A 19,763-nucleotide genomic window follows, 5' to 3' on the forward strand; every position below is an offset into this window, starting at 1 on the left:
AATAAATGGCAGAAACCACGACGGCTAAAGCAGCAAATAAGTCAGCAAGCAAAGTATCGAACCGGCTTCGGCAGGGTTTTGCCGCGCTGGTCTGGCGCGTCAACCGGCAGTTGCAGTGGTTTCAGGGCGCCCATACCGAGCCCAAGCCACCGCCCAAACGGCGTTGCCCGTGCCTGGTGATAGCCCGCGGCCTTTATAGCGAGAGTTGGCACAGCTACAACATACGCTCGCAACGCGCGCTGCATAAAATACTCAAACAAAAATATGGCGATGCCGCCAACGTCCAGTTTTTTATCGGCCCCTGGCACCAGAATCAGCGCAAAGTACTTCTCATCGAACTCAACAACACCGCGCTCTCGCTCAAAGAAAAAGCTCTTACCTTATTACCTGAATCGCTTGTCCTTAGTGCCGCACTCGCTCCCGGATTATACGAAATCAATGATGGCGAGCATCAATATTACCTTTACAAGCAGCTTTATAAACAAGAAAGCCAGTGGCAAACACTGCTGCGCTCAGGACTGGTCAACAACCTCGAAAAAGCCCGGCTGGCTTTAGGCTGTAGCGCCGAACAGCAAGCCACGCAGCTTACGCAGCGCCAACTGGCAGCGTTAACCCCACGCGGTGTGGCGAAACTCGGCTTTAATTACTGGCAACAGGGTTTGCAGCAGCAACAAGGTCAGCGTGGCCGGCAGCTGCCCTGGCAACAGCTGGGGCTGACAGTAGCGGGTATTGGCGCGGTGTATCTGTTGCTGAGTAGCGTGTATTTAGGCGTCATGAATCAGCGCATTGACAGTGAGCTGGAGCAGGTGACACCGCAGGTCAGTAACTTGCTCGATCAGCAACAGCAGTTGCAGCAGGCACAACAGGCATTAACCGAGCTGCGTGGCGAGTTTGTCAACGCGCAGCGAGTGAATGCCTTCTGGGAAGTCTTTGCCGCCGCCGCACAAACTGAAAATAACCGCATTACCTACCTGCAAAGTAATGACAGCAATCTGGTCTTGGGCGGCGAGATTCCGGAAGCACTGCCGTTGTTGCGTCAGTTGCATGACCTGCCGCAGGTGGCCACGGCCGAGTTTGCCTCACCTCCGCGTAATGCCAGAACTGGCCAGCAGTACCGGATCACTATGGAGCTGACGGGGGAGGGCCAGGGCAATGACTAAAAGCCAGAAGCAACTACTGTGGGTAGCCGCAGTGCTCGCGGTGCTGCAATTTATTGTCAAGCCAGTACTGAGCTGGCAAGAAGAAGTGAAAACCGAGGCAACGCTGAAGCTCGAGCGCCTGGAGCGCAGTAAACAACTATTGGCCAATGCCGACGAGCTGACCGCGGCGGCTACAACTGCGCAGACAATGAAAGAAGAATTACTGGCGCAGTTTCCGGTGGCTGTCGAAAGCTCCATGTTGCAAATTCAGTTGCAGGGAGAAATTGAAACCCTGCTACGCGGCCAGCGCGTGCGGGTCGAGCAATTTAACTGGATGACCGGGCTGGAGCCGGTGAACAGCAGTTTGCAGGGACTGCGCGCCAAAGTAATTCTGTCGGGACGTCTGCCACAGCTGGTGCAGACGCATCTGCAATTAATGCAGCAAATGCCGACGGTGCAGCATGAAAGCATTGAGATTCGCGGTTCCAATACCCGCCGCAGCGAGCATCGGCTGACCTTGACATTGTTTGTTCCGGTACAGCGTGGAGGTCAGGCATGAGCGTTTGGCAAAGGGTACCGAATCTGGTGAAGGTCTGCGCGGCAGTGGTAGTGCTACTGTGTCTGCTTGATTTTACCCAGCGCGTGTGGATAAGCGCCGAGGTCGATGCGCGTGAGGTCAGTGGCTTTGTAACCACCGGCTATCAGGCACCGCAGCCGCAAGTGTCGGATCAAGTCAGCGCCTTTATCGCGCAACTGACGACCGCCGAGAGTGAAACAGTCGAGGAAGAAAGCCCTGAGCAAAGCGTAGCAGAGCAAACGCCACTCATAGAGGGCGGGGTGAACTTGGGCGACATGCGGGTGCGGGTACGCGCTATTTACGTTTCACAAAAAATGAATAAACGGGTTGCGCTAATTGAAACCCAACATATGAAGGAGCGTCATCTTGAGCTGACGGAGATAGCCGTCGATGACGTACTGAATAACTATAAAGTAAGCACTATTACGGTTGATAGCGTAGTGTTCAGCGGTGACGACGGCAGCGAGCCAGTCGTGGTGCCGGTGTTTGACTATTAACTTAGCTGCAGGACGAGGACATTATGAGTCGAAATTACGTGAGTTCCGCTATCGCATTAGTCGCAGCTTTCAGCTTAATGGGCTGCACGCAAACACCGGACCCCATCGAGGTGAACCCCGCGCGCATGAAAACGGCGCAGGCAGACTATCCTGACGCGGCCGAAGATGCAGGTACCGCACGCCTTGAAACCGATGGTTTTCAGCGTATTGATACACTGAATTATGAGAACTACCGACAGCGCAGCGACAGTGATCCCGCCAGGCAGTTCAGCACCGACGATGCGCACTCATTAAGCGCGCTCGAGCTACCCATGCGTAATTTTATCGAAACCGTATTCGGCAAGGCGCTCAATACCAACTACGTGATTGCGGTCACCGAAGAACAACGGTTAAAGAGCAATGTCACGCTGAATCTGTCCAATGAAGTCAGCTCGCGCGAACTCTTTGAAGTGTCGCGTCAGTTGCTGAACGATAACGGACTTGACCTTACCTACCGTGACAATACCTTCTATATCTATCCGCGCTCGCAGGAACGTACCGACGTAGTAATTGGCTTTGGTCGGCGCTATCAGGACGTACCCGACACCGCCCAGACCATTTTGCAGGTGGTGCCCATGCGCTATGGCATGCGCACCTCACTCGAGCGCACCCTACGCGACCTGAGCACCGCTCGCGTCTCGACCGAGATGGCGCAGAACGCATTTATTGCCGAAGGCACCCGCGCTGAAATCATCCGCTTTTTAGATCTGGTACATTTGCTTGACGTGCCCGCGAATCGCGGCCGCCACATTGCTATGGTAGAGCTCACCTATCTGGCTCCCGAGGAGTACATCAGACAATTGAAGGAGCTGATGGACGGTGAGGGCATTAGCGTGGGCGTACAAGCGGGCCTCGGTGTCGCCATTTTAACCGTGCCGGTCACGCAACTTGGCGCGGTGGCCATGTTTGCCTCGAACGAAGAGGTGCTGGAGCGCGCGCGTTTCTGGACGCAACAGATTGACCAACCCAGCAAAGGCCCGGAAAAAGGCTATTACATTTATCATCCGCGTTATTCACGCGCGTCTGATCTGGGCGAGTCGATTGGTAATTTAATTGGCGGTGGTGGTGGCATGGGCGGCAATATGGCCCGTGATACGCAGTCGGCAATGGGCAGTGACCCGCGTCGCGCCAGCGGCGGTCAAACCGGCCAGGCTCCCGCCGCCAGCTCAGTGCGCACCGATGAAATTAGCATGACCGTTGATGAGCGTTCGAACTCACTGATTTTTTATACCACCGGCGGCGATTACAAAGCGCTGCTTCCGGTCATCCGACGCCTTGATGTCATGCCCAAACAAATCGTGTTAGATGCCACCATCGCCGAAGTTACGCTCACTGACGAATTCTCGCAAGGCTTTGAGTTTGCGTTTCGTAATGGCAAGCTCAGCGGCGGTACGCTGGGAGCTCTTGGCGTGCAGGATATGGGCGGCCTGCGACTGAACTGGGTGGATGGCTTTGATCGCTTTATTGCCAATTTGCAGCAAAGCTCGAATCTGGTGAACGTGATTTCCAACCCAACCCTGGTGGTGCGTGACGGCATTGCCGCCTCTATTCAAGTGGGTAACGACATTCCTACCGTCGGCTCAACCACCTTTACCGACGACCTGCAAAGCCAGACGCAATCGGTCGAATACCGTAAAACCGGTGTTCAGCTAACGGTCACGCCAACCATTAACGCCCAGGGCCTGGTGGTGCTACAAATCGACCAGACCATCTCGAATACCTCGCCGACCGGACCGTCGGTGGCTGGTAACCCGAGTATCTTCGAACGCTCTATTAAGACAGAAGTTATCGCACAAAGTGGTCAGACCGTGCTGCTGGGTGGGTTGATCTCAGAAAACAACTCCAGCGGTGACAGCAAGGTACCATTGCTTGGCGATGTGCCGGTATTAGGTAACTTATTCAAATCTAAGAGCGAATCAAATGAAAAAACCGAGTTAGTCATCTTTATTACCCCCCGTATTATTGAGCGTACAGAGCAATGGGAGGAAATAAGAAAAACTATTGAGGACGGCTTGACAACTATCTCAGTTAACGACTAATCTCAAAGTCACTTTGCAAAAATGTTGAGGCTATGGAAGTGCAAAAAACCATAATTAACAATCTTAACAGCAAAGGTTTTAGGGACTCCGCGTAAAGGAGTTAATCAATTTGAACCGGAGCACTTTGTTGAGTGTTCATGAGCGAGCCTAATCACCTCAGCATCATGACCTGCAACTTGGCTTAGAGCGAAAGTTCAATTTAATCGAAGCGACCGAGTTCTTAATCACAACGAGGTCATTTTGATAACAACAGGGATGAAGGCGGCCAAATTTGCCTGATTCTCTTATTTCATGAAATTGGAGAACATCATGACAAACATGTTTAAACGTTCGCTAATTGCTATGGCACTTGCCGGCGTTAGCACAGGAGCGATGGCTGCAGACGTCACTCCTACTGGTACAACAACAGCGACAAATGAATTCATGTTAACCATGGACCAGATTTTGTCGAAGAGCATCATTATTACGCTGAACGATGAGTACAGCGTAAATGATGAAATTTATCTTCGTTTTGAAGGTGACGCCTATGTTAGCGGTGCACCAAACTCGGTGGATATTGCTTTTGGTGAGCAATTCTGTGAGAACGCTATCTCTGGTATCACCTGCCCTGCCGGCTCAACTGCTCCACCCGCAAGTGCGTCGACCTCTCAGGACGATGTCAACAAGGGCATCAGCCTTGACTACAAAGGCATGATGAATGATCCAAACGGCGATACGGTATTAATTTACCGCGTTTCGCAAATCAACGGTGATAACAACGCTCAGACGAACGACACTACCTACGGTATTGACGTTGAATTCGGTCGTTTCAGCTTTGACGCGCCTACCGTCATTGTCCAAGACGGCGTTATCTTTGACACCTTCTCACGTCTGAACTCAGAACTGTGGCCAACAGTTGCCTTAGGCGACAATATGTTCGACCACGACGTTGTGAGCTTACCAATGATTGCCGAAACTCAGTTGTTCGAAATGGAAGATCAGTTCGAAATCGAAGTGATTGAGCCATTCAACGGCACGTTGAACGTATGGGATTATCGTCGTACGTTTACCGATCCAAGCTGTAACGACCCGCGCACTTGCGCCACGTGGACTGATGACGTCATCATTGAAATCACCAACGCCGGTACGTGGGACTTCTACGTAGACGTTGACCCAGGCACCACAAATCAAGTGCAGTATCGTGTGACCAGCACCAATATGTTTGGCTGGATCGAAAGTGCTGACCCAACTACTGGTGGTGAAGTGACAATCAATAGCGCATGTAGCTATATCACTCACACTGCTGACGAAATGTGGTTCAACTGCCCAGACACGTCAACACAGCTTGACTTCACTGTTGACCTGACCGGTGCACCTGATTCAGCTCAGAATCCGAAACAGGCCGGTGACTTCTCAGTAGAGGGTACTGTGTGGTGGTACAACTATCCTGCACTGTATGCAGATGGTGGTCCTAACCGCACGCCTGAAGATGGTGTACTGAATATACTTCCATTTGGTACCTCTGGAGTAGGTCCAGTGGATGCAGGTATGTGGGCAGTGAATGGTTCAATGACTCACATCCCGTATATGCCTTACTCAGCGCAGTCAACTCAGGGTGAAGTAACACCGATTGGACAAATCATCTATGTGACTAACATTACCCGTGACCCGGGTACAGATGACATTCTGATTGGTAATGACGGCAATGGCGATGACAGCGGTAACGGCGAAGGTCCAACTCCAGATAACTTAAACGTGAATCGTTTAATCTGGGTTGAAGGTATTGACGAAAACGGTAACACATTCGGTCCAACCGAGTTGCCAGTAACTGCCGATCCAGGTGTAACTGGTATTGCTGGTGATGTCCGCGACGTGCTGTTTAACGCTGGCCTGTTAACTAGTAGCAACAAAGTCTCACTGACAATTACCGTTGCTGACTATCCAACGAATATTCAGATTTACTCTGCATATAACGTGAATGGTTCAGACCGTGGTTGGGTACAAAACGATTCAATCCGTACTGATCTGGATCTGTATCGTTTCAACGAAATTCTTGACTAAGACTAGTTGCGAAACTAGCAATAGTTAGAAAAATCGTTAAGATAAAACGCTCCTTCGGGAGCGTTTTTTTTTGATTTTTGGCTCTCGTAAATTGAAACTACGCTGGCTACTTTTATCACTGCTTTCTAAGCGAAACTTCGAAGAAAACTTAATGCAACGTAACGTAGTGACACACTCGACTTGGATGATTGCCGAAAAGGCCCTCAGTATCGGAGTCAATCTGCTTGTAACCATAGGTCTTGCCCGTTGGTTAGGGCCAGAAACTTACGGGCAGCTAAGCTATATCATTGCTTTTGTAGCTTTGCTCGCACCTATATCAGCCTTGGGTTTGCATAGTATTATCATCCGAGAGTTAGGTGAAGCATTAGCTACCGAAAGCAAAGTTCTTACTACAGGATTGGTGCTGCGACTTGCCGGTGGTTTGTTTAGTTTCGTCGTAGTTTTGTTGGTGACAGGTGTGGTTGAACTGAGTGGCAGCGAACGCTTTAGTTTGATACTTATTGCCCTGGCCAGTTCTTTGCACGCCTTTCAAGTTCTTGATTATTACTTTCAGGCAAAAAATCAAGCACAGCCTCTCGTTATGATGCGTACATTCGTCGTGTTAAGCGGAGGAGCCATGAAACTAGCCATAGCCAACTATTTTCCTAGCTTGGAACTAATTGCTGCGGCCTTCGCATATGATTATATTGCCTATGCCTTCGGTTATTGGTTTATCTATCATAAATGTGGCTTTGGGTTGAGCTTGAAATCAGCAGATGCGATTTATGCAAAAGGGTTACTTAAGCAATCAAGTTGGCTAATTCTTTCCGGAATTGCGGCAATAATTTATTTAAAAATCGATCAAGTAATGCTGGGTATATGGGGTGAACGACAGGACGTTGGTATTTACGCTGTAGCCGCAAGGTTATCTGAAGCTTGGTATATATTTGCAACAGTCATAGCAACAGCATACTTCAGCCAATTAGTTTCAGGAAGAAAGAGTAGCCGCAGTCTGTATTATGTTAGGTTACAGCGCGTGACCGATTTATTAGTCATTTTTGCGATTGCCATTGCGTTGACGGTGAGCGCCGTAGCCGGCTGGCTTGTTCCTTGGTTATTTGGAGCCGAATATGAAGAAGCTGTGCCTATTTTACGTATTCACATTTGGGCTTCAGTTTTTGTTTTTATGCGCGCGGTCGCTAGCAAATGGCTCATAGCTGAGCGACTACTTAAATTTTCCCTGCTCAGTCATCTTGGTGGAGCTGTGATAAACGTTGTATTAAATGCGGTATTAATTCCTCACTGGGGAGGTATAGGTGCGGCGGTGGCAACGGTAGTGGCTTATGCTGTAGCTGGCTTTGTGATGTTCTCCACAAGTCGCTCGACACAACCCATGGCGGCCATTATGTTAAAATCTCTCGTCCTCCCTCTTTCCCTTGGCTATCGTTACTGGCCAAAAAAGTATAAACTTAATCAAAATTAGACTAACGAAAAATTTCGCATGGCGACGCTACGTAAAATTGCAAAGGCTATTATCCCCCGACTTTTGATTCAAAAGATACGAGCTTTAAATGATGCGTTGCATAGACGTTTGATTTATCTGTTTGCACCGTCACGGTGGACAGCTTCGCTATATTATTGTTTGTTCAGTACGCGGTTTGGGCGCGAACATCAGGCTCTGTTGCAAGGCCGGATTCGCTATTTGGAATCTTTGAAAGCTGAACCAGATAAGCGAATGAAAAGCCGAGTTCTATTACGGAGAAATATCCACAGACTCGAGAAAGGACTTATTATGCAGCCCCGCAGAAGCAGCTTCGCATCAGCTTACATTGCAGAAACGCTAGCTCAGTTCCAATTTGCAGTTGCAAATCCAGAACAAGACCAAGACGAGTTGCAGTGGGCGCATGACGTTTTAGATGCCTACTTTTCTGTAGTAAAAGACACTCCCACCATAGCAAAAGCCCGCAAACAGTGGGAAACTAGTGTGGGTCGCGGTAGCTCATCAAATAAAAAACCATACCAGTACAAAGAACTGCCCCGAAGTACGATTACCAGGGAGGAGCTGAAGTGTTTGTTTACCCAGCGTCGTTCGGTACGTTGGTTTGATTCAAATCGCAAAGTATCTGGTGATGTTATTGAAAAAGCTGTAGAACTTTCATCACTCGCTCCATCCGCATGTAACCGCCTGCCCTATTCATATTATTACCTTGATACGCCGAAGCGGGCACAAGAAATTGCAGCTCTTGCAGGAGGAACTGTTGGATTCTCTCAGAATATTCAACACCTCATAGTGGTGGTTGGAGATCTTAGCTGTTATCCGTTAGAGCGAGATAGACATTGCATTTATATTGATGCGAGTTTAGCAACGATGCAGCTAATGTTGGCATTTGAAACTATGGGAGTCTCCACTTGCCCAATAAATTGGCCTGATGACGAAGGCCGCGAACAGTTAATGGCCGAACGACTTGGACTTGAGAAATTTCAGCGTCCCGTGATGCTTCTCGCTTTTGGTTATGCTGATCCACAGGGGGGCATTCCTTATTCGGCAAAAAAATCCGCGAACCTGCTGTTAGTAAAGGATTCAGAGTACAGTGCCCATAGTTAGTATATACCTACCTACTAAAAACCGACTTGAACTGCTGAAGCGTGCTATTGCCTCGGTGTTGGCACAGACAGAAACAAACTGGGAACTCATTGTTGTCGATGATGGCTCCACGGATGCGACTCCGGCCTATTTGCAAGAACTGGCACAAGCAGATAAGCGTGTACGTTATATTCGACATGAGTATAGTGTGGGTGCCCCGGCGAGTCGCAATGAAGCTATTTCTGCTGCCCACGCCGAGTTGGTGACAGGTCTTGACGATGATGATGAATTTGTCCAGCAGCGACTAGGGCTTCTTCTTGAAAACTACGACCCGAACTACGCTTTTATTTGCGCTGCAAGCTTCTGGATTAGCGATAGCGGTGAAAAAGTTTTGTGGGATGCAGAAAAAGAATTAACGCTGTCTGATATGATGCGAGAAAACCAGGCTAGTAATCAGGTACTGGTCAGCAAAGAAAAACTGCTCACCATCGGTGGTTTCGACACTGACTTTCAGGCGCTACAGGACTACGACTGCTGGGTACGGCTCATTGAAGCCTTTGGTCCAGCGAAACGTATCGCCACACCGTTAATGAAAGTAAATGTGGGTCACGGACTCACGCGTATTACCGATGATCAAAAAGCAGTCGAAGGTTACCAGTGCTTTTATCAGCGCCACAAAAATAAAATGAGCGCCCGCCAGCGACTACGATTTCAGCTGCGTATAAAAGAGAAAAAATCGCTGTCGCAGGCGAGTAAGCTTCTGTTTCGTGGGCTCACACGTCTCATTTAGGTTGCTTTGCAATAGCCTTAAGGTCTTCGGCGAGCTTGCGCCATGAGAAGGTTTGTTCAGCATGCTGGCGGTTCGCTGTTGCACACGCGATATAATTCTGCGCGGACATTGCAGCATGATGCTCCATAGCGCGGGCCAATGGTTGTGGATCGGGGTGTTTGACAAATGTGCAATGCGCATCGGTCATTAAGTCGCGGCTGGCAGTATTAACGCCTGAGGCTTTGCCGGGCTCAAATGCAATGATCGGTAGACCACTGGCAAGCGCCTCCAGTACGGTTTGACCTAAGGGCTCATATAACGACGAGAGAATATAAGTGTCAGCCAGGCGGTAGTAACGTTCGGTTTCACTAGTGGCGCCGATAAACTTCACCCGCTCAGACACCTGCAAACGAGACGCCAGTGATTTGAGTATTGGCATGTCGACACCATCGCCAAGAATCCAAAGCTCGGCATCAGCAGGTCCTTCGGCAAGCGCTGCAATCGCCAGGTGGAAGCCCTTCACCCCGACGCAGCGGCCGACACACAAAAAGACATGGTGCTCTGCGTTTCGGCTCAGGCCCTGAGCTACGCGCTGACGGCGTTTTTCTGCAGGATCTACAGGCGAAAAGCGCTCTAAATCGACACCCGGCTTGGTCAGGTGTATGTCGCGTTTGAAGCCAAGCTGGCGTAACTGTTCAACCATGTTATGGCTGAATACAGCGACATGACTCGCACGTTTAAGCGCAGCAAGTTGCAACAAATGATGATAATACCAGCGCAGCCGGTACTTAATACCGGCACTTTGTTGGTACTTGGGCGCATTCTGAAATTTAATAACACCGGGAACCAGATAAACCGTGGGTTGCACGCCTGCCAGTGAAGCTAACAGCTGATTGTAATGGTAGCGGCAAACCATAAAAGCGCCGGGATGCTTTTTATGGTAATTGCGATAAAGCTTGAAGGCATTATAAGCGGAGCGCACAACACTGGGCATTAAGCCTTTGCCGCGTGCTTCGTAACGACTCACATCCACGCCGCGCACCCGTTCCTGTGCGTCCAGTGCGGTCTGATTGCCTGAGGGAATGTCAGAGGTGAGAACTTCTGGTTGATAACCAAGCTCTTCGTACGCTTTGGCAAGATAAAGAAGTGAATTTTCAACCCCACCAATATGCGGGAAAAATAAATTACTTGTTAATGCCACGGGAGACCGTTCTTGCTCTGCTTGCTTTAGGCTACTCATACAATCCCTTGTTTTGATCAGAGGTGGTTGTTTCTTTAGCGCGAGGCCTAGTTTACTATGAACTGGCAAGTGAATGAACTAGCAGCCCGCAACTAGTGAACTGTGCTCTATGTTCGGGCTATACTAGCGCGCATGAAATCCGATTGAACGACAAAAGTGAAAATAATGAAAACAGCACAACGCCCTGATGATGTAATTCACTTAAGCAAATTTTTCGCCCTGCTATGGCAGCGAAAGTTTTTGATTGTGTTAACCGCATTCATCGTCGGTGGTGCGGCCTATGCCTACTCTCTGACGCTGCCGAACATTTACCGGACCGAAGTTATTACGATAGTGCCAAACTCACAAAGTGGCCCCTCGTTGCCGAACATGGGCGGCTCGCTAGGCGGACTGATGGGACTGGCGAACCTTGGCGGTGGCGACTCGGCGAAACTACGTCTTGAACAAGTGGAAGAGCTGATTAAGTCGCGTGCCTTCTTACACAATTTTATCGAAAAATATCAACTTAAAGCTGATCTTTATGCCGCGATTGACTGGCAAGAAGAGAGCAACACCATTGTTTATGATACCGAGCTTTATAACCCAGAGACTCAAACCTGGGTGGTACGTGAGCCAACCCCGTGGCAGTTATATGGCCGTTTTCTGGAAGCCATGAAGGTTACGATATTATTTAATAAAAATATGCTGAAGTTAAATATTGACCATGTCTCTCCGCATGTTGCGCAGAACTGGGCAACATGGCTCATTGATGAACTTAATACTTTCTATAAATTACGCAGCGCAGAAGAAGCTAAAGAAAGCATTCGTTATCTGGAAAATGCGGTAACGGAAACCGAATTTATTTTCTTGCGTGATGTGTTCTCAACACTTCTGGAAGAACAAATTAAAAAAGATATGCTCGTAGAAGTGAAAGCGGAGTACGCGTTTGAAACGTTGGCCCCCGCTGTCCTTCCTGAAAGTAAAAGCCATCCGAAGCGCACAGTTATTGGCATTTTAGGTGTCATTATCGGTGGTCTGCTGGGAATAATTCTGGCCTCAGTACTGGGTTTACGTGACCGCCTGAAACGCGACTAACTTTATGCAGTTTTTGCTTCAGACCATAGCAAATCACGAGCGATTAATTTCGTTCAACTTAAGCCATCTCACGCTATTTGCTATGGCATTTTTATTATGGGTCGACACTCTTACTGGCATGAGTGTTTACTATGGCGTTGGTATTGGCTCCATATCCATGCTGTACAAGCTAATGATCATCGGGCTTGTTTTTGTGATCATTGGCAGTCATTCTCCGCGTCTGCTGGCGCTGTTTTTGTTTGGCTTCATTATTCTCCTCATTGGCCCGAGCCAGTCATTTCTGACGTTTGGTGAGTCCAAGTACTACTTTGATGATATTAGCTACGCACTTAAGTTACTTACACCGGTACTTATTTTTAGCTTTATGTTCATCATCAAGCGCAGTTATCCTGAACTTATCAATTATTGGTTGCCGGTCATACTTTTTAGTAATTTTGCTGCGGTGATCTTTAATCTCGTGTTGGGAAAGCTTGGCTTTGGCTGGCCTTCTTATAGCGGAACCGCAGGACAACCCGGAATCGGCGTAAACGGGTTTTACGTCGCAGGTAATGAGCTCAGTGCCTGCTTCGTTTTGTTATATGGTTTTGTTTTGCATCATGTCTGGCTGCATAGATCCAAATGGAGTTATGTAATGGTTGCCCTCAGCGCGCTTTACTTCGGTGCTGCAATTGCGACCAAGACAGCCATGCTTGCCTCCTTGTTGCTGGTTTTTCTGGTGCCGTTAATTAACGAGCGCGAACACCTGTTTAAATTTACAAAGTTAAAGCTCGCTCTACTGGGCCCGTTTCTGATAGTTACTTTTGGCGTGGTATTGTTCATTGAAGCGGTACTCACCAGCATCGGCTTATGGGAAAAGTTTACCTGGATTATTGCCGAGAAAGGTGTGTTAACGCTTATTGTGTCAGGACGTGATGAAAAGGCTTCACAACTTTTGGCGTATTTTGAGCAGTATGCTTCGGTTTGGGATTACTTATGGGGTATCGGTGCTTCAGGTATTACTCACTTTGAACCCATTTTCTACGGCGCTGAAGTTGACCCTGTCGATATTTTTATCTGGTTCGGTTTTACCGGTGTGTTAATTGTTCTGGCGGGTATCGTAGTTATGAATTACCTTGCAGTTCGAGCTATTCGTAGTCCAGCATTTTATCCCCCGATTATTGTTCTTGTGAATCTGATTTTATTACTCTTAAGTCTGATAAGCGGTCACATCTGGGCGTCCGGAATGTTAGGTATTCTGTGGGGTGCTTTTAACGGACTTATTTTCGTACAAAATGAGAGAGTGGAGGCTGCGTGAAGTATCGCGGTGACATCGACGGGTTAAGAGCGATTGCCGTGTTGGTGGTGATTGCATTTCATGCCGGTATAACTACCTTCGCGGGTGGTTATATTGGTGTCGATGTGTTTTTTGTTATTAGCGGCTACCTTATTACTACGCTAATCAGCCAGGAAATGCAGCAGCAGCGCTTTTCATTTGTGAAATTCTACAAACGTCGTATCGCGCGGTTACTACCTGCTCTTGCAATTACACTGTTTGTGGTTTTTTGCCTTGGATTCGTTTTTTACAATACTCATTCGTTTGATAATTTAGGCAAACAGATTTTCTTTAGTGCTTTTGGCGCCGCCAATATCTTTTTTGCCGGAGGCGAAGATTATTTTGCCTCCGGGGTAGCTAATCAGCCACTCATACATCTTTGGTCGCTTGGTGTTGAGGAGCAGTTCTACGTGGTTTGGCCGGTTTTGCTGCTGATTATTTACAAGGTGCGTCCACAATGGCTCATGCCGGCAACAGTAGTGCTACTGCTTTTTTCGCTGTTAATCTCCGAGCTAGCCGCAGCAAACGCGACACCTGCGAGCTATTTTATGCCCCAGTACCGCGCATTTGAGCTGTTGATTGGCGCACTCACCGGGCTCTTGCTGCTTCGCTATGACTCGAAACAGCTCCCCAACGCCTTACGAATTGCCCTCCAGGGGCTTGGTCTGTTGCTTATTTTTGTGCCCATTTTACTTTTAAATGAGCACTCAAAATTTCCTGGCGTTAATGCTCTTTGGCCCTGTATTGGTACAGCGCTCCTTATCGCGTTTCCAAGTGACTCGGTAATCACGCGCTTGTTGGCAAACAAAGTTATGGTGCTGATCGGCCTTATTTCCTATCCACTGTACCTTTATCATCAGCCGATGATTTCATTCTTACACGTTTGGGACATTGAGCTGGCGCCTTACACAATGTTCGTTACAGTGACGTTGTTTACCGGAGTCTTAGCCTGGCTTACATACCAATATATAGAGACCCCGGTACGGCGGGTAACGAGTCGCGGAGGTTTATGGCCAAAGCGCACCACGGTGGCAGGCTTGGTTTTGACGATTCCGGTATTCGCTATCGCAGGGGCTGGTGTAGCAAAAACTGATGGTTTACCAGCACGATTTGAAGTCCTGAATCCTTTTGCAGTGAAGCTTAATGAAATGCATGCAATGCCTTTTCATGAACATTTTCAGGAAGGTTGGCAAGTAAACGAGCCGCCAAAAGCAAAGCTGCTGTTTATTGGCGACTCAGTGATGCAGCAATATGTTGAGCCCCTGGCAGCTGCACTTGGCTATGAGAAAGATGAAATCGAAACCGTTACGCGTGGGCTTTGTGTCATGCTCAAAGGAGTCGACTACGTTGATCAGATTTCTGATATACCGTGCGGTGGTTTGCGTGAACAGCTATACCAGCTAGATAGCAGCTATGAGCATGTAATTATCTCGCAGGCCTGGCAAGGGTATGGTCCCAATGTGAAAAATTATGAGCCGGAGGCAAAGAATCTCTTCGACCGGTGGCATGGCCTTTTGGCGGCCACCGTGGAGCACTTCCGTGGTCGTGCTCAGGTCATCACAGTTGTCGGCATGCACCCAATTATTGACGGTACCGCGGGCATTCGCGGAACTGTCTTGATCGATCCGCAAAGTTACCGGGAGCGCATTAAGCAGCTTAGCTTCGCTCACCCGCAAAGGCTGCGTGAGGGACGGGAGTTTTTTGAAGGCTTTGCTGCGACAAACCATATTAACGTTATTCATCCTGAAGACATTTTTTGTGCGTCTGACTGTGTGCTGAATAGCGAGCAATGGTCCTACTTCGGTGATTCAGTCCACATTTCCAAGGCTGCGGTGCCGTTCGTTGAAAGACGTTTTCGCCAGCTGTTCAACGACACGAAAGAGTTTGCCAATGCAGCAAAATAAACTGACGGTTGAGGTGAAAGGCATAAGCTTTGCCAATAGGGGGGCAGAGCTTATGCTGAGTGCGGTTAAAGAACAGTTTATGCGCAGAGGCATCGACGCACATATTGTGGTTGAACCTAATGGTAATTATATTCGGCGTTGCCGATATGAGGTGTGGCAAAAGCCGCAACTCATACTTAAAAGAGTTAACGTATTAAAACCTCTGGCCTGGCTGCCAAAAAGTCTTCGTCGGCGTTTGGGAATTATAACGGACAGTGAAATTGATGTCGTACTGGACGCCTCGGGCTTTTCTTATGGCGACTTCTGGCCACACAAAGTGGCGTGGGATCGTCTTGCGAAACCAATAAAGCAGCTTAAGCGACGCGGAGTACCGGTAATCGTTTTGCCTCAGGCTTTGGGCCCTTTTACACATACGGCCAGTGCTAAACCTTTTCGTCGTATTCTGAAATATGCTGATCTGATCTTTGCGCGTGATGCGCAGTCTCTGAGTTATGCCCGGGCACTAAGTTGCCGCAGTGATAATCTTTTCTATTGTCCGGATTTTACCTGTCTGGTTGCGCCACAAGGCATACCTGAACTGACCCCGCCCAAAAATGCTGTCTGTTTCATTACAAACGAAAAAATGGCCGCAACCGCGGAGCGTAAACAGGCGTATCTCGACTGGATGATCAGTTTGGTGCAAGCCACACTCAGAAGTGGCCATCAAGCCTACTTCGTCAATCACGGTGGCAGTGCTGACGCCACGCTAGCCCAGCATATTATCGCCAGTGTCGGAGCGCCCGTGGCATTGCTAGAAGCTGAAAACGCCAAGCAAACGAAATGGTTGATTGGTCAAGCGCGCGTGGTCGTTGGTTCTCGTTATCATGCGGTTGTCAGCGCGCTTAGCCAGCGAATACCAGTCGTTGCAACAAGTTGGAGCCATAAGTATCAAGCACTGCTAAATGACTATGAAAGCAGCGAAAGCCTGTTCGCTTGCGATGAAACCGATGCAGCGAGCGCGCGGCTTAATAAGTTACTGAGCGATAATGCATTATACGAGCGTGAGCAACAAAAATTACAGATCTGTGCCGAGCAACAGAAATCGCTGAGTGAGGCGATGTGGCAGCAGGTGTTTGAGTTGCTTGAAGACCAGAAGCTTTAGCTTCTCGACGAGAAAAACTTCAAGAGATGGGGCAAAATGGTGTCAGCCGGATAATTGGTGGCAACATACTCGCGTCCAGCCAAAGAGAAGCGCTTGTGCTCGGCCAGGCAATCCTGAATCGTTACTGCTAGTTTTTGCGGATCGCAGTCATCTACCAGTAGTCCGACACGGCCATGCGGGACAACGTCTGAACAAGGTCCGGTGCGTAACGCAACAACGGGAAGGCCTGCCGACATGGCCTCCAGAAATCCCATGCCAAAGGCGTCGAACTGAGACGGTAAAACAAACATGTCTTGCTGCTGTAAAAGTTCAATTTTTTGTTCGTAGCCAACCCAGCCGGAAAATTGAACACGATTTTCGAGTCCAAGCTCTCGCACACGTCTTTTTAATGCAGCCTGTAACGGTCCGTCGCCCGCAATCGTTAAATGAAAGCGGTCAGGAAGATAAGCCATAGCCTCTATTACCGCGCCAACGTTCTTACCTTCAACTAAGCGGGTCATTGCAAAAAGCTTAATCAGGGAAGGATCCGGCGCTCGATAACTCGCAGACTTAGCGAGTTTTTCGAAACGTTTATCTAACGGGTTGGGCACAATGTGGATGCGCTCGGCTGAAAACTCAAGTTGTTTGAGAAACAGATGTCGCCACCAACTGGACAGGACACAGATGCCATCTGAAATCTTATAAAGTCGGCTGAGCAATAGACGTCCGAGCGGCTTCTGCGCGTAATCGGCCGTCACTGTGGAATGAAACTGAATAAACACTTTTGCGCCACGCCGTTTGGCCATGCGGGCAAGTAAATACTTACGAATCATCGACACCCAGCGCGCACAGTGAATCCAGACCACGTCACCTGGCTTTACCTCGCGCTTAATGCGCCTGGCAGCATGGCGGAAACTGGCGAGCTTTGATTTTGTCTCATTATGCGACTCAATAATGTTAATGCCGGCCTCAGACAGCGTATTGGACTCACAAAAGCCAATAAGGGCGGTACTTATACCACCTTTACCAGACTTTACCGCGGTCGCAATAATGTGAATCATCCGTCGATAAGCCCTTTGGTATCGACCCAGACTTTACCCTCTAACTGGGCTCGGGTAATTGCCTTAAATGGCGCATGGTCTACCAGCAACAGAATAACGTCTGCCTGTTCCAGTGCCGTATTAAGTTCCATTAGCTGCGCGCCGTTAAAACCGGAAGGCAGACTTTTAATATTTGGCTCCACCACCAGAGTACGTCCGGAGTGCTCGGATGCAATGCATTGAGCGATGGCAAGAGCCGGGCTCTCACGTAAGTCATCAATGTTGGCTTTAAAGGCAAGCCCCAGGCATGCAATAACTTTATTTTCAGCGGGGCCGGGCAGGGCTGCGACCTTTGCTTTAACCTGCTCGAGTACCCACTGCGGTTTGTAGTCATTCACTTCGCGAGCAGTGCGGATCAGGCGGGCCTGCTCAGGCGCTGAGCTGACAATAAACCAGGGGTCGACGGCGATGCAGTGACCGCCCACACCCGGGCCTGGCTGTAAGATATTCACCCGCGGGTGGTGATTCGCCAGGCGAATCAATTCCCAGACGTTGATATCAAGCTTATCGCAAATCAGTGATAACTCGTTGGCGAAGGCAATATTGACGTCACGGAAACTGTTCTCGGTCAGCTTAGCCATTTCGGCAGTACGCGCATTAGTGCGCAGGCAGTCGCCTTTTAAAAATATCCGGTATAAATCTGCCGCCTGTTTACTGGCGCGGGGTGAAAGGCCACCAATCACCCGGTCGTTCATGACCAACTCTTCCATCACCTTGCCCGGCAGCACTCGTTCAGGGCAGTAAGCAAGTTGCACGTCCGCCTCATCGCCATGGCTTGAGGGGAAGGTGAGGTCAGGGCGTTCCGCCTGTAACCAGGCTTCCAACTGCTCGGTGGTGCCCACCGGTGAGGTTGATTCCAGGATAATCAAGTTACCGCGTTTCAGCACCGGGGCCAGGTTCTTTGCCGCAGCCTGTATATAAGATAGATCACCGCTTTTATCGGCATTGAATGGTGTCGGAACCGCCATAATAAAGGCATCGGCAGGCTCCGGAGTGGTGACTGCCCGCAATAAGCCGGTTTTTACCGCACTGGCGACCACATCGCCAAGTCCGGGCTCAACAATATGAATCTCGCCTTTATTAATGGTGGCGACGGTCTTTTGATTCACATCCACACCGATCACTTTTACGCCTTGCTTGGCAAAGATTGCCGAGGTGGGTAGACCAATATAACCCAGGCCAATCACCGATACCGTGGTGTCACGACTCATCTGTTAAAGCTCCTTCTTTAAAACGTCGATAATGCGCTGACAGGCCTGGCCATCACCGTAAGGATTGTGCGCGCGGCTCATGGCCTGATAAAGCTCAGTGTCGTCCAATAAGGCGCTGACACCAGCGACAATTTTCTCAACGTTGGTGCCCACTAATTTTACCGTGCCCGCAGCAACAGCCTCCGGACGCTCGGTGGTGTCGCGCATGACCAATACTGGCTTGCCCAGCGAGGGAGCCTCTTCCTGTATGCCGCCGCTGTCGGTCAGAATAACCGAGGCGCGGTTCATTAAATAGACAAAAGGCTCGTAGTCCTGTGGTTGTAATAAGTGCACATTGGGGAAACCGCTCAGTAAACGCTGTACTGGCTCTTGTACGTGCGGATTTAAGTGCACAGGATACACAATTTGCAGTTCGGGGCGTTGCGCGGCAAGCTGGGCGAGGGCCTCGCAGATACGCTCAAAGCCCGCTCCGAAACTCTCCCGACGATGCCCGGTAACCAGCAGCATGGGCTGATCAACGGCAATAGCGGCAAACTTTTCGGCGTAGTATTGTTGTTTGCCAGCATCTGCACGTAATTGCTCACTTACGTGCAAGAGCGCGTCAATGACAGTATTGCCGGTCACATGAATCTGATCTTCGCGAATATTCTCACGTAACAGATTGTCCCGTGCCTTTTTCGTGGGCGCGAAGTGCCAGCGGGTAATTCCTGCAACCAAACGGCGGTTCGCCTCTTCAGGCCAGGGGGAGTAAATATTACCGGTGCGCAGTCCGGCCTCGATGTGGGCAACAGGTATCTGTTTAAAATATGCTGCAAGCCCAGTGGTTAGGGTGGTAAGAGTATCACCGTGCACACAGACCAGATCCGGCTGAAAGTCATGTAACACCGGCTCAATTTCAGTCAGTACGCGTGCGGCAAGCTCATGCAGTGACTGATTGGGGCGCATCAGATTGAGATCGTAGTCAGGTGTCAAAGCAAATAATTTCAGTACCTGATCCAGCATTTCGCGATGTTGCGCGGTGACGCACAACCGTACGTCCCACTGCGCGGGGTCAAGTTGCTGCATCTGTTGCACCAGCGGCGCCATTTTTATTGCTTCGGGACGGGTGCCGAAGACCACCAGAACTTTTTTGGGCATGA

General features: G+C 49.4%; 16 protein-coding genes. 12 read left to right on the plus strand and 4 right to left on the minus strand.

All coding sequences use genetic code 11. The features are described 5' to 3' along the window. Nucleotides 1–5: 5 nt before the first annotated feature. The 8 genes from CWI71_RS03995 (at nucleotide 6) to CWI71_RS04030 (ending at nucleotide 9,684) form a co-directional block, all read left to right on the plus strand. Nucleotides 6–1,160, plus strand: a complete 1,155-nt coding sequence (locus CWI71_RS03995; protein ID WP_126753966.1) for a hypothetical protein — start codon at nucleotides 6–8, stop codon at nucleotides 1,158–1,160. Further along, entirely contained in the window at nucleotides 1,153–1,698 is a 546-nt protein-coding gene (locus CWI71_RS04000; RefSeq protein ID WP_126753967.1) for a hypothetical protein, read from the plus strand. The genes CWI71_RS03995 and CWI71_RS04000 overlap by 8 nt, the downstream gene beginning before the upstream one ends. Beyond that, nucleotides 1,695–2,213, plus strand: a complete 519-nt coding sequence (locus CWI71_RS04005) for a hypothetical protein (protein WP_126753968.1) — start codon at nucleotides 1,695–1,697, stop codon at nucleotides 2,211–2,213. The genes CWI71_RS04000 and CWI71_RS04005 overlap by 4 nt, the downstream gene beginning before the upstream one ends. Nucleotides 2,214–2,236: 23 nt before the next feature. Then, nucleotides 2,237–4,291 carry a type II secretion system protein D gene (locus tag CWI71_RS04010; protein ID WP_126753969.1) on the plus strand — a complete coding sequence of 685 codons (2,055 nt, stop codon included), beginning with the start codon at nucleotides 2,237–2,239 and terminating at the stop codon, nucleotides 4,289–4,291. 309 nt (nucleotides 4,292–4,600) lie between these two features. After that, on the plus strand, nucleotides 4,601–6,331 hold the full coding sequence (locus CWI71_RS04015; RefSeq protein ID WP_126753970.1) for a hypothetical protein: 1,731 nt from the start codon (nucleotides 4,601–4,603) through the stop codon (nucleotides 6,329–6,331). A 151-nt stretch (nucleotides 6,332–6,482) separates the two neighbouring features. Next, on the plus strand, nucleotides 6,483–7,793 hold the full coding sequence (locus CWI71_RS04020; RefSeq protein ID WP_126753971.1) for a flippase: 1,311 nt from the start codon (nucleotides 6,483–6,485) through the stop codon (nucleotides 7,791–7,793). A gap of 18 nt (nucleotides 7,794–7,811) precedes the next feature. Next, complete coding sequence (locus CWI71_RS04025; protein ID WP_126753972.1) at nucleotides 7,812–8,915, plus strand: nitroreductase family protein; 1,104 nt, start codon at nucleotides 7,812–7,814, stop codon at nucleotides 8,913–8,915. Then, complete coding sequence (locus tag CWI71_RS04030) at nucleotides 8,902–9,684, plus strand: glycosyltransferase (protein WP_157981046.1); 783 nt, start codon at nucleotides 8,902–8,904, stop codon at nucleotides 9,682–9,684. The genes CWI71_RS04025 and CWI71_RS04030 overlap by 14 nt, the downstream gene beginning before the upstream one ends. Here the strand turns inward: CWI71_RS04030 and CWI71_RS04035 are convergent. Further along, complete coding sequence (locus tag CWI71_RS04035; RefSeq protein ID WP_126753974.1) at nucleotides 9,677–10,903, minus strand: glycosyltransferase family 4 protein; 1,227 nt, start codon at nucleotides 10,901–10,903, stop codon at nucleotides 9,677–9,679. The genes CWI71_RS04030 and CWI71_RS04035 overlap by 8 nt on opposite strands. Nucleotides 10,904–11,068: 165 nt before the next feature. Between CWI71_RS04035 and CWI71_RS04040 the strand changes: the two genes are divergently transcribed. From CWI71_RS04040 to CWI71_RS04055, 4 genes are read left to right on the plus strand one after another with little or no spacing between them, the layout of a single operon-like run. After that, nucleotides 11,069–11,977 (plus strand): Wzz/FepE/Etk N-terminal domain-containing protein, encoded by a 909-nt coding sequence (locus CWI71_RS04040; protein ID WP_126753975.1) that lies wholly within the window; start codon nucleotides 11,069–11,071, stop codon nucleotides 11,975–11,977. Between the two features lie 4 nt (nucleotides 11,978–11,981). Beyond that, on the plus strand, nucleotides 11,982–13,271 hold the full coding sequence (locus CWI71_RS04045; protein WP_126753976.1) for an O-antigen ligase family protein: 1,290 nt from the start codon (nucleotides 11,982–11,984) through the stop codon (nucleotides 13,269–13,271). Then, on the plus strand, nucleotides 13,268–15,193 hold the full coding sequence (locus tag CWI71_RS04050; RefSeq protein ID WP_126753977.1) for an acyltransferase family protein: 1,926 nt from the start codon (nucleotides 13,268–13,270) through the stop codon (nucleotides 15,191–15,193). Before CWI71_RS04045 ends, CWI71_RS04050 begins: the two co-directional genes overlap by 4 nt. After that, nucleotides 15,180–16,334, plus strand: coding sequence for a polysaccharide pyruvyl transferase family protein (locus CWI71_RS04055; RefSeq protein ID WP_126753978.1), 1,155 nt, complete (start codon nucleotides 15,180–15,182; stop codon nucleotides 16,332–16,334). Before CWI71_RS04050 ends, CWI71_RS04055 begins: the two co-directional genes overlap by 14 nt. On the opposite strand, the gene CWI71_RS04060 is transcribed toward CWI71_RS04055, so the two are convergent. Genes CWI71_RS04060 through wecB form a run of 3 tightly spaced genes read right to left on the minus strand, consistent with a single transcriptional unit; the run spans nucleotide 16,331 to nucleotide 19,761 of the window. Then, the gene (locus CWI71_RS04060; protein WP_126753979.1) at nucleotides 16,331–17,374 is read right to left on the minus strand and encodes a glycosyltransferase family 4 protein; all 1,044 of its coding nucleotides are present in this window, start codon (nucleotides 17,372–17,374) and stop codon (nucleotides 16,331–16,333) included. The two genes, CWI71_RS04055 and CWI71_RS04060, sit on opposite strands and share 4 nt — an antisense overlap. Then, nucleotides 17,371–18,624, minus strand: coding sequence for a UDP-N-acetyl-D-mannosamine dehydrogenase (gene wecC / locus CWI71_RS04065; RefSeq protein WP_126753980.1), 1,254 nt, complete (start codon nucleotides 18,622–18,624; stop codon nucleotides 17,371–17,373). The genes CWI71_RS04060 and wecC overlap by 4 nt, the downstream gene beginning before the upstream one ends. A gap of 3 nt (nucleotides 18,625–18,627) precedes the next feature. After that, nucleotides 18,628–19,761 (minus strand): non-hydrolyzing UDP-N-acetylglucosamine 2-epimerase, encoded by a 1,134-nt coding sequence (gene wecB, locus CWI71_RS04070; protein WP_126753981.1) that lies wholly within the window; start codon nucleotides 19,759–19,761, stop codon nucleotides 18,628–18,630. Nucleotides 19,762–19,763: the final 2 nt, after the last annotated feature.

Origin of the sequence: Pseudidiomarina insulisalsae (assembly GCF_003987065.1) — a bacterium.
Classification (GTDB): Bacteria; Pseudomonadota; Gammaproteobacteria; order Enterobacterales; family Alteromonadaceae; genus Pseudidiomarina; species Pseudidiomarina insulisalsae.